Source organism: Aliikangiella maris, assembly GCF_040719265.1.
GTDB lineage: Bacteria > Pseudomonadota > Gammaproteobacteria > Enterobacterales > Kangiellaceae > Aliikangiella > Aliikangiella maris.
In genome coordinates this window covers 48,714-61,440 of record NZ_JBFDAH010000027.1, presented here as the reverse complement: position 1 = coordinate 61,440, position 12,727 = coordinate 48,714, and the positions used below count along the sequence as shown (strand labels likewise).

Below are 12,727 nucleotides of genomic sequence, written 5' to 3'. Positions count from 1 at the left end.
GGCGATACTCGCCACACTGCTCGCTATACCCATCCGCTCGCCTTGCAAGCTCAGCTCAGCACCCAGTAACTGATACTCTCCATACATCACTCCCGCATAAACACCAACCTGACCCCCAGGCCCCTCACCCGTGCTTAAATCCTGTAACCGACTCCGGCTATAACCCGCATCTTCCAATGCCTGCCAGCTATGGGTTAAAAACAAACGTTCCTGCGGGTCCAATACCTTCGCTTCTCGTGGTGATATGTTAAAAAAGCGCGGGTCAAACTCATCAACTCCCTCAATAAATCCACCCCACTTGCTAAAGTGCACTCCCTGCAAACTTCTATCCGGCACATAATAATCTTCAAAGCGCCACCGGCTCGGCGGCACTTCGGTAATACAATCCACGCCCCCCCGTAAGTTCTCCCAATACGCATCAACATCCTTCGACGCCGGATAACGGCCACTTAAACCAATTATCGCTATCCGATTGGGCTGACTGACTTGTGATTCAATAGTTGGTTGCTGCCAACGAAATTTGCCAAATGGTTGTCGCCCCGGTTTAGGCAAATACTTTTTAGATTCTGACTGTTTTACAATGGATACAGATGAGTCGGCATTGGAGTTTGATGATGCCCGACTAGCGTGCGTACTCATTACTGAGTTTGGATTTTTATTGGCAAATAAATGATTCAATTGATCTGAATAATCACTACAGAAATAGTCTGCCAACTGCTCAATAGTTTGATATTCGAAGAATAAGGTTTTGGATAACGTGCCAAAAGTTTTTTCCAGTTGCGTGGTTAAATTCATCGCCAGTATGGAATCAATCCCATATTTTTCTAGTGGTGCTGTAATTTCGATCTGATGTGGGCTGAGTTTTAACTCAGTCGCAAATTGTGCTTGTAAAAACTGTTGCGTTTGTTGTTTGAATTGATTTTTATGCGGTCCTTTAGCTTCAGTTGATTCCAATATTTTAGGGTGATTAATATTTGCGCCATTTAAATGAGTACTATTTATATGCGATTGATTAACACTGGTTTGATTGATATTGAACTGTGCAACTTCAACCTTGCGTTGTGTACTATTCGGTGAATCTGATGGAATTAGCAATGCGCGCAGTTTTTTGCTGTCGCCCTGCATGACCAATAGTTGCGATTTATTTTGCAATAAACTCCATTGAATGGCTTGACGTGCATTGGCGGTTTCCAGCGGTTGCATACCAAATTGATCCGCCAAATATTCACGCGCTTTTTCATCGGGCTGAATTCCTCCTTCAGCCCATAAAGGCCAATTAATTGACAAACAATGTCCTTTTCTTTTGTTTTGCGCAGTTAATTGATTGCGATGCACGGCAAACTGATCGAGATAACCATTTGCTGCCGCATAGTCGGCTTGTCCAAGATTGCCAAGTACCGATGTAATGGATGAAAAAAGCAACATGAAGTCAAGCGAAAGTGGCGCAGTAGCAGCATCAAGATTAATACAGCCGTTAACTTTACCTGACATAACGCGCTGAATAGTCGCCGATGACTTGCCCACAATCAGGCCATCATCAATAATTCCTGCACAATGCAAAATACCATTCAGTTGCTGGTATTGTTGCATGATTTGCTGAATTACCGTTTCAACATCTGATAACTCACCGACATCCATTAATAAAAACTTTACTCGTGAAGCAGGTAAAGTAGCTAACCAGGCTGATTGCTGCGCGTTAGCTTGAGTTCGCCCACTCAGAATAACCTTACTGTGTTGCGTCGAATCGATTATCCATTGGGCAAGTTGTTGACCTATACCACCTAGCCCACCGGTAATTAAATAAACGCCACCTTCCTTAAACGGTGAATCGGTTTGAAATGACGCAGCGGTAGATTGATCATTCAGCGGATGTTGTTCATTCAGTTTTTGACTGTTCAATTGCTGACGGTTAATTGGTGAAACGTCATTCGCAATTGCTGCTTGCCACATTAATTGGGTACGCTCTCGCTGACGATACTGTACGACCACACAACCCATCGGCTGCTCTGTTTTTAGACTATGTTGTACCTCTTGATAAAGCAGCTTCAGTAAATTATTTTGTATAGAAGTTTCAGTATCAAACTGAACACTTTCAAGCGAAATAATCAATGAAGAAAACTTAGGGTTTTCAATCTGTGCCGTTTTTAATAATCCAGCCAATGCCAAAGCCAGATCATTAGTCTCCCTATGTTGACTCACTAAAATCAATTTAACTGCATGTTTATTTTTTGCTAAAAATATCTGTTGAATTTTTTCTATCAGCCATGTGCTGGCCCGTGTAAACTCAACGGCACTTTTTGTTTCAAAAGTTTGGTTAGCCTTATTGTTTTCGTAAGTTGCCTCAAATATCGCCTGTTGCCATTGTGCATTATTAAAGTAACCAACGCTTGCCTGTTGCACCTGTGTCAAATCAATTTCAGGAAAATCGAAAAGCACAATGTGGCATTCAGGTTCGATCGCTAGCAATGGATGAATTGACTCATTCAATGAAGACTGCTCTGCCATCTCAGTAAGCGGTTGTGTTTTTTGCCAAACAGGCTCAAAGTAATGCACGTCGCCTGAGGAAATACTGGCGGGCTTTGCATTACCCGGTAAGGCATTAATAGCAGCCAGACTAATTGACCGCGCAGCGACTCCCAACATACGAACACAAAGCTGAGCATTATCATCATAAAGCTCAATATTAGCTTGTATCATCGACGAAGGTGTTGAACTGTTTTCTGCCAAACGAACAACAATCCACATGCTAGCTTGAGTCGACTTAAAAAATTCAAACTGCTCTAATGCAAAAGGAACTAATGGATTTTCTGGTGGTTGTTCAAAATCAACTTTCAATCCGTTCACCGACTGCAATGCAGCGTCGAGCAAACTGGGATGCAGTTCAAAATTATCGACTCCCGCCAATAAAGCCTCAGGCAATTTCACTCTGCTAATAACTTGCTGTGGTTGACAATACAACCATTCAATCGCCTGATGAGCTGAACCATAATTCAATTGCATCTGCTCAAAGGCTTGGTAGATACTTTGTTTGCTATAAAATTTTTCTGCGGCGGTAAATTTTTCGGTATTACTAGAGTGCGCTAAAAGTGATTCATTTTCTGTGTATTGTTCGCTTATCGCAATCCAACTGTCGATTTCATTTGTATAAACTGCTTCATCTTGCCAATTAACCAGTTGAATTTTTCCTTGGCAATGTAATTCTGGCGAATCATTTTTGAGTGATTGATAAATACTAAATGACAATGAATCTTGATCAACGGGTTCTAAGGTTAACTCAAGCGTAACCGGTTGGATAACAATCACCGGTTTTAGCCAAACCACTTGTGTTAGTTCGATTGCATAGTCCTGCTGTGAATTGAGTGCCAGCGCATCTTGAGCTGCAGAATAAACCATTTGTAAATAGGCAACCGCGGGCAACACTTTATGCTGATTAATACGATGGTCTTGTAAATAAAATTCTGCACCAGTAAATTGTGAACGATATCGTTGCTGATTAAAGTTTGATAAATTTTCATGTAGCAACGCAGAAAGCGGCTTTACCTGATGGACTGAATCATTCAATGAGATCCAGCAACGTTGCCGCGAAAAGGGATAAGTCGGCAATTGAATTTTTTGAGGCTTATGCTGAGGATGAAGTAATTGCCAATCAATATTCAAACCTTTCACCCAGACCGATAGCAAACGCTCCAGTTTGCGCTGTTTAAACCATTGTGACAGCGCATTTTGTAAGTCTTCGTCATTTTGCATCAGAGTTAACATGTCTGATTCTTGTGCAATGCTGGCTTGATAGATTGCGGCGTCGGGTTTATTAGCAAGAATATTTTTCAAACAGTTTAAAACTTGTATTCGATCGCGAGCTACAAACGCCAAGCGCTCACTCATTGCCTCTCGAGCAACTTGTAATGTGTAGGCCACCCCATCCAAATCAAGTGTTGGTGTGCGTTCAATAAAATCGAATAATTGCGAAGCTTGTGCAATTAGCTGTTGCTGATTTTTTGCAGAGAGCACAAAAACTTTTTCATCAGACTCGGACACATAAAGACTGGTACTTTGTTCAATGCCTTGATTTGCCGTATATTCCTCTAAAATAATATGCGCATTTGACCCACCAGCGCCAAAGCTGCTCACGCCGGCACGCCGAGGCACAGCTTCATTATTTAATACGGGCTGTTGCCATACCTGATTTTCCTGCACAATATAAAATGGCGTATTTTGCAGGTGTATTTGAGGATTTAAGGGAGAACAATTAAGTGTTTTTGGTAACATCTGATGCTTGAATCCAAGCAATACTTTAATAACGCCCGCAACACCCGCGGTTGTTTCCAGATGCCCAATATTGCTTTTTACCGATCCCAGTGCACACGGAACCTGTTCATTTAATGAATATTGGTTATCCTTTGCAAGCTGTTGATAGGCTCGAATGATACCGTTAATTTCAATGGGATCGCCCAGAGCAGTTCCAGTACCATGACATTCAATATAACTCATACTACGAGGGTCGATGCCGGAGCGCGTTACTGCATCTTGAATTAATTGTGCTTGGAGTAATGGGTTTGGTGCAGTCAGTGAATTGGCTCGCCCGCCATGGTTTTCAGCGGACCCTTTAATCACACCCAATATTTGATCGTGATCGCGTTGTGCTGCGGAAAGCCTTTTCAGTAATACGGCGGCAACCCCTTCGCCACGAGCATAGCCATTGGCTTCAGCCGAAAAAGTTTTACATAAGCCTTCTTTGGAGAGCATACCCGCTTTGGTATAAAGCAAATGCATTTTGGGCGTTATCATCAGATTCGAACCACCCGCCAACATCATCTCGCAGTTATCTTGTAAAATGGACTGTATCGCTCGATGGATGGCAATTAATGAGGATGAACATGCAGTGTCGATAACTTCACTTGGACCGGTTAATCCCAGTAAAAAAGAAATACGATTCGCCGCAAATAAATGCATTAAACCACTCATTTGCAGCACATCATGATTGGTATTGTGTTGTAACACCAACTCGGCATAGTCATTTAAGTTAATGCCTAAAATGATACCGACATTCTGTTCGCTTAATGCAGTCGGATTATAACCGGAAAGCTCAAACAACTCCCAAGCACATTGTAAAAACAGGCGATGTTGCGGATCCATCAACTCGGCTTCTTTAGGACTCATTTGAAAAAATAACGGATCAAACAGATCGATATTGTCAATAAACCCACCCCATTTAATGGGGGTTTTATTTCCTTCAGCGGGATCACCATAAATCGATTGCCAATCCCAACGCGACGCAGGAATTTCACTTATGGTATTTTTTCCATCGATTAAGTTTTGCCAAAATTCCTGCAAGTTATTCGCACCAGGAAAATAGCCATGCGCGCCTATAACTGCAATTGACTCATTTTGTAACAAGGTCTTTTCTGATTGTTCAGTTTGATGGACACTTTGCACATTTATCTCATCACCAGTCGCCGCTTGATATCCTACTTCGGATTGCTCAGAGGCTTGTTGCCAGAGTGCAATTTGCTCATCAGAAAACTGCCACGCGGGTGTTTGCTGAGATACATTTTCAAATCGACTGGTGCTGTCGGCCTGTTTAAGCTGTGCAATATGTTGAGCTAACGCCATTAAGCTGCCATATTCAAAAAAGATAGTTGGCTCTAATGTCAGCGTCCAATGCGCATTAACTCGCTTAATAAAGTCAACAATTAAAATAGAGTCTAACGGATAATCTTTTAGTGGACTGGCCGGATTTACCTGACTAGTTTGCAACAAAGTGGTTTCACAAAATAGTACCACTAGTTTTTGACTAATAGTCAATGGATCAAGTTTGATAATTGGTTGCTCAACATCGCTTTTTTTATCAACATCACTTTTTTTATCAACATCACTTTCTTTCTCAACATCACTTTTGTCCTCAGCGGTATTTTCCTGCTGTTCGGAAATAGCCTGCAAATTAATTGGCGCGCTGGTTAAATTAGTTTTTGCTGTGACCGACAAATGATATTCGATTTCGTCAAATGTTTTAGTTAAAAATTCATACTCACGATAGCAGCCAGGGAAAGTACTAATATTAATATGTTGCTCATTATGATAATAGGTGGAACATTTTGATGACTCTGATGACTGCTGATGTTTGAGTTTCATCCATTTATTATATTGCGCGACAGTTTGCGCTTTTACTTCAATTTTATTAAATGGTTCAGCCAGATAGCGTTTAAAAATTTGCTGAATATATTTGACCTGACTTTCAACATAAAAAGTCACCGCAGTTGAATTGGTATTGGTGTTTGGGCCATACAGAAAAAACAAATTGGGCATTTGTGCGGTTGTCATTCCTAAGTAAGTGCTCGGTTGAGTTGCCCAAAACTCACTTAATGTTACGCCATTGGCATTACGAATTTCATAAGGGGGAATCAAGTTATTCAATGAAAAACCAGTCGCCATTATCATCAGGTCAATCGAGTAACTATCGTTGTTTTGGTTATTCAGAATAATTCTGTCATCTTGCAAGGTTTTAATTGGATCAATTAGCAATTTAACATTATCAGCTTGTATTGCCTGGTGAAAAGTATTTGATGCCAGTGGCCGAGTGCACCCAGTAGGATAGTCAGGACGCATTGATTTGCTATCCAGCCATTGATAAAACGCATCATACTGTTCAAAATCATTTGCATTTGATTGAGAATAAAAAGTTTTTACTTGTGATTTTGCATCAAACGGATCAAATTGCGGATAGTCATCGAGCATTAATCGATATTGATCTTGCGCATCAATAAACTGTTGACGAACTTCTTGCCAATATTGCGGGTCCTGTTTCATTTTAGCAATTGTAATAGGTGAATATTTTACTCGCGGATAAACATATTTAGGACTTCGTGCCAGTACGATCAATTCCTTAACAAGCGGCTGTAGCGCTTCGACAATCTGTAATGTTGTTGCCCCATTACCAACAATGGCAACACGCTGATCAGCTAATTGATAAGGTGGTTTTAACGCAGTGGAATGCAATATGGGCTGAGTAAATTGTTTTTGTCCAGGTAATTCGGGCTGAAATGGTGTGTTTAATTGGCCAGTTGCGTTGATTAAAAAACGGCAGGCTAGCAAACGATCATCTGCAGTTTGTAACTGCCACATCTCGCTAACTTCATCAAATCTGGCAGCAACTAATTGGGTCGAAAATTGAATATGTGAGTGTAACTGATACTTCTGCACACAGTGTTCAAAGTAGGCTAAAATTTCTGGCTGCTTCGGCCAGGCATCATCGCCCTGAAACATCTCGAAAGAATAGCAATAAGCAAACATTGGTGTATCGCAACCGCAGCCAGGATAGGTATTTTGACTCCAGGTACCAGCTACCTGATCGGTTTTCTCTAAAATTTGAAAGTCGATGCCTAGCTCTTTTAAGGCAATGCCCATGCAAATTCCAGAAAGTCCAGCTCCGACAATAACGGCAGTTGTTGTTTCGAACTGTTTCATTTAAAAAACCTCATTTAAAAATGTGTTTATTGCATGAATGCCCGCCGCATAACCGGGCTCAATGGGAATCAGATGTCCCAATTCAGGTAACAGGGTTGCGTTAACAGAATAATAATTAGCAATAAATTGAGTAACATCTGGCGGAAACAATTGATCCTGTTCGCCCCCAATGACACATAAAGGTGTTGCAGAAAGCGGCTTATCCGATAGCCTTTGATCAGATGACGTTGTATCAGATTGCGACGCCACCGTAATTAGATCCTGAAAAAATAATTCATATTCAAGCCGAGAGAATCCGGTCAGTACTCGTTGTTGATATAAGGCACTTGCCTGGTCACCCAATTGAACGATCGACTGATTAGAAAACATTAAATCGATATTGGTTTGCCCGCTAAAAAAGTCGATTAGTGCGCTGGGCTTTTGGAGTGCCAATTGACGACATAAGCGCAAGGTAAATAGCAAATTATTGACTGGTGGTACAGAAGATAACAAAACCGCGCCTCTTAAATGAGGATGATGCCATTGGCTGCTCAGTAATTTTTGGGTAATTGCACCGCCCATACTCATGCCAACTAATACAAAATCCTGTTGAATATTTTCATTTATCGCTTGTTTTACCTTTTCAATACAATTATCCAAGGTAACCCGTTGACGCAACATTTTGTCTGAATCTGCAAAATGTTGTGGTAATTCTACAAGGTAAACATCGAGTCCTTGTTGTGCATAAAAAGGTTGAAAGTGCTTTTCAAATAGCCAGGGACCTAACCCTAGCCCATGAACAAAAACAATTGATTGATTGGCCATATGATTTTATTTCGACAAGATTTAAAAGAATTATCGTTTCAGTTCGACAAACTCAAAATGCTGATTGCAAGTGATTGTTCTGTGTAAATTAATTTTTTTATTCACGATAAAACCGGTTTGCATTTAACTTGGTTAAAAATTTTAACGACTCAACTCAATAACCGCGATTAATTTTTTGGCATCGTTAAACAGACTGATTCGTTGTGATTGAATAGCAACATTAACATGACTTATGTATTTTATATTCGCCAACAATGTAAGCTTTGGCAAATAAATATGTGACGAAAGTTGACTAACCAATCGTGGTAAAAGTTGGTTAAATGTATTTCGCGGCAATTGGTATTTTAATTCAAACGATGAGGTCAGTTGAGAGTCAAGCGGCAACCCATCATTAGACTCTTTAACCACAAATAGTGCTGCACCCGTTGATTCCCCTTCGCTTAACGGACTATTAGCAGCATCAGCCAGCCCTTCCCAATCAGTTTGTGATACATCGAAAGATTGTGCCAATTTATCATTATGAATTATTGCTTTTAACAAACGGTGTTGACGATTTTTTTGGTTTTGTTGAATGGTTAATTCAAGCTGCTTTTCACTTACCGACATTTCGACTACAAAACTGATTTTCTGCCCCAACAAAATTGCACAGGGATAAAAATAGATATTTTCAAATACTAATACATCAGACTTAAGCTGAGCGAATTGATTGAATTTTTGTATTGCCTTAGTGAGTAGTTCGATTGCATAAGACAAAGATAGACAAGTGAAACGCCCTTGCTGAAAACAGTTGACTAACGCTATCTCTTTAAATGTTTCTGTGAATGTATCAGTCACTACTGGATGATGAGATTCAGTATGATAACTCGACGGTTTTAATTGTGACGATGCTTTATTTGTCTTAACCCAAAAAGATTGTTGGTTAAATGGATACGCTGGCACATGAATTAATGCAGGTAAATTTTTATACAAACCAGTAAAGTCAACTTCATCCCCTTGTAGCCATCGCTTGGCAATTTGATTAATTTCTTGATTGATTTCTTGCTTAGTATCGCGATTGTTTTCTTGACTGAACTTGGTTTGAACCAAATTATCTTTTGCATCAGTCAACCAATGCTTTAATTGACCGATTAAATCTGCTTCATCTGTTGTTACAATAGCCAGGCGACATGGAAAGCTACTGCGTGCAACCTGTAAGGTATACGCTAATGATGCCAGTGACAAACTCACATTTGCACTACTTAACCAATTGACTAGCTGACTGACTAATTTGATTAGTCCCGCATGCTCAGGTGCCGATAATACTATTAAATAAGCCACCTTATTATTGTTGCTATGGTTTTTCGAGGTACACTCTATTTCAAGATCATCAGTCTTATCGGTTGATGCTAAGTACTCATTTGATGCTAAGTACTCACTTAATACCACATGCCCATTAGCCCCGCCCGAACCAAAACTGCTGACACCAGCAATGCGCCTAGCCTCATTTTGCCAGTTGTGCAATCTTTGGTTAATTTGTAATTGCTGAGGATTAAAGTCAAGTTTTTCACTCAACTGATGAATTTGTAACGACGCGGGAATCTGGCGCTGTTTAAGACAAATCACTGCCTTGATGACACCAGCCAGTCCCGCAGCAGCCTCCAAATGCCCAAGATTACTTTTTATCGATCCAATCATGCATGGGCGAGTCAATGGCTGCTCACCCAATTGCGCAGCAAATGCCATTTGGATACCTTGAATTTCAATGGGATCGCCTAACGATGTTCCGGTACCATGTGCTTCAATATAGCCAACATCACTTGCACTAATCTGCGCATCACGCCATGCCTGCAATATTAATTCACTTTGTTTTTCTGGATTGGGTACGGTTAATCCACCGGCAAGCCCGCCATGATTGATGGCACTCCCTTCTATCACAGCATGAATCGGATTACCGTCAGCAATAGCCTTGGGTAACGACTTTAACATTAACATCACAGCACCTTCTGACCGGACATAACCATTAGCATTAGTATCAAACACCTTGCATTGACCGTCAGCTGAAAGCATACCCGCTTTATGGTAAGCAATTGATAATGCGGGATCGCAAATTAAATTAACGCCTCCAACCAACGCTTGTTCGCATTCTTGAAATCTCAGTGCTCGAATGGCGGTATGCAAAGCAACCATTGATGCAGAACAAGCCGTATCAATAACCAGGCTAGGTCCACTAAAATCAAAAAAATATGATATCCGATTGGCTAACACGGCAAGCGAACTGCCGGTCGCAAAATGTGCTTGGGTTGGTGTATTTTGTGCCTGAATTAAACGACTATAATCGGTATTACTCGCACCAACATAAACGCCTGTTTGACTGCCTTCCAGGTTTTCAGGATTAATTGCCGCATCTTGCATACATTGCCAAGCCAATTGCAATAGGATTCTTTGCTGTGGATCGGTATTAATTGCTTCTATTGGCGACAATCTGAAAAATCCTGCATCAAATTGATCGGCATCGTTTAAAAATCCACCGCGAGTGATTGCTTTATAATCGGTTTCGGCAGGCCAACTACCACGAAATTGTGGAAAGTCGATAATTGCATTTTTTTCTTCTTTCAATAATTGCCATAGTTGGTCGAGCCGCTTAATACCGCCAGGTAAATGACAGGCAATTCCAATAATTGCAATTTGACGCTCACTGTAAAGCTCCGTTTGTTCAAATTGCCCTGACTCGCTCAAAGCAACCTTCGGATGACTATTTTGCGCTATTTTTTCAGTCAAATGAGTAATAACTTTTTGTACCGAATTAAACTGAAAGAAAAATCCAGCATTGAGCTGTAATGCAAACTGTTCATTGAGCATCTGTTGCAACAAGAGTAAATCAGCCGAGTCGAGCCCCAACTCCATTAATGGAATTCGATACATCGGCGGTGTCATTTCACTATTGAGTAGTTGCGCTACCGAGCGAACAAACTGCTGTTCAATTTGTTCAATGGCAGGTAAATTATTGCGTGTGGCAGCCATCGACTTACTTTGTTGGTAAGTGAGTTGACACGCTTGTCTTTGAGCCAATTGGTAACTTACCAGCACACCAAAGTGTTGATTGATAAAATCATCTGGTCGGTAATTGGCAATAGCTTTCTCGACTTGTGCGCCGTGTGAACAATGAAAAGCTAAAACCGGATCTTGTTTGTACCCTGTCTGCCGAATATAGGCTGAAAAGTCTGTATTGGCAGCCGCATAAAATTTTTTACAAAGTGTGACCCCAACAACTTCCCGTATTTCAGGCATTAAAGTTGCCAGTTGCAATAAGAACTCCAACAGTTGATCGCCCAGATTTTGATTTTGAACTTGTGGATCAATATTGATTGCTAATAGCTGGATAGTCTGCCCATGAGCATCATGTAACTGGTGAACACTATAGGCATCATACAAATCAATTTGATTTTTATCGCTGATTTTCTGGCAATAAACCGCACCAACAACTCGCCCTTGCTGTTCGATGACTAATTGTCCGGCCGAAAAATTTTGCATACGCAGAAGTAAATGCTCCTTATTCATCCGCGTGTGTTGCCAGCACTTCTCTTCCAGCATAAGTAACTGAGGCATATCAGTTGTTAGAGCAGGTCTAATTTTATAAGGACGTCGATATAAACAATATCCAGTTAAAGTCTGTTCACCGCAAACACTGTTTTTCCCATCCAGCGCATCAAACAGGCCGCTCATTGCAGCTAAAAGTTTTTGCCCCCAAAGGGGTATTTGTTGCTGCTGTTTCTGAGCGTTATCAGTTACGCTCCTATCAGCCAGTAGCAGCAAATAATGTTCCGCTAAGTGATTTGCCGTATTTTTTAGTGTGGTATAAATCTGCATTAACCACATTGTTGCTGATGATGTGTTATTGAAAGCAGGTAAACACTGTAACAGTGCAGCTAAACATTGCTGTTCACTTTCCATTAACGACATATCAGGCAGTGATTGACCAGATTGAAAGCGAATTTCATCTGCTACATCGAGATTATTTATCATGTCGACATTTGACATAAAAACATGAGGCCAAGCACAGATAAATATCAGCTTTTTCGCAAGCAACGCCAAGTTCGGTTGTTCCAAAATTAAGGCCACCCACTTCAACTCAAGATTTTCTGGTGCGGTTTGTTTAACGATTAAAGGTAAACATTGGTTGTGCTGATTGCGCAATAAAGTTTGGGAAGCATCAAATTTAAAGACCCAAAACTGTGCAGGCGCTAGCGCTGTCTGCAACGTGTCAAGCAACTGATTTACGGACTGGCTACTAAATGCTTGCGCAATCAATGACTGATTATTCGGCAAACAATTAATAACCTGCCAGTTCTCAATGTTATCTGATTGTAAAATTTGTAGAATGTTCTGAGGTAAACTTTGGTTCATTGATATTTTAACCGGGTTTTATGTGCGCGATCTTGATAAATTAAAATTGCTATCAAACATCGACAAATATATCGGCAAA

3 protein-coding genes are annotated in these 12,727 nt (G+C 40.7%); all 3 read right to left on the bottom strand.

The annotated features are described in order from the left end of the window. Positions 1–7,461 (bottom strand): SDR family NAD(P)-dependent oxidoreductase (locus ABVT42_RS18585; protein ID WP_367024216.1); only part of this gene is annotated, 7,461 nt, incomplete at its 3' end. Next, positions 7,462–8,265 carry an alpha/beta hydrolase gene (locus tag ABVT42_RS18580; protein WP_353897365.1) on the bottom strand — a complete coding sequence of 268 codons (804 nt, stop codon included), beginning with the start codon at positions 8,263–8,265 and terminating at the stop codon, positions 7,462–7,464. A 141-nt stretch (positions 8,266–8,406) separates the two neighbouring features. Next, positions 8,407–12,648 (bottom strand): beta-ketoacyl synthase N-terminal-like domain-containing protein, encoded by a 4,242-nt coding sequence (locus ABVT42_RS18575; RefSeq protein WP_353897366.1) that lies wholly within the window; start codon positions 12,646–12,648, stop codon positions 8,407–8,409. Positions 12,649–12,727: the final 79 nt, after the last annotated feature.

What these genes read in the sequence shown, in the direction of transcription:
- ABVT42_RS18580 (WP_353897365.1), bottom strand. Translation starts at nt 8,265, where the DNA reads ATGGCCAATCAATCAATTGTTTTTGTTCATGGGCTAGGGTTAGGTCCC.
- ABVT42_RS18575 (WP_353897366.1), bottom strand. Translation starts at nt 12,648, where the DNA reads ATGAACCAAAGTTTACCTCAGAACATTCTACAAATTTTACAATCAGAT.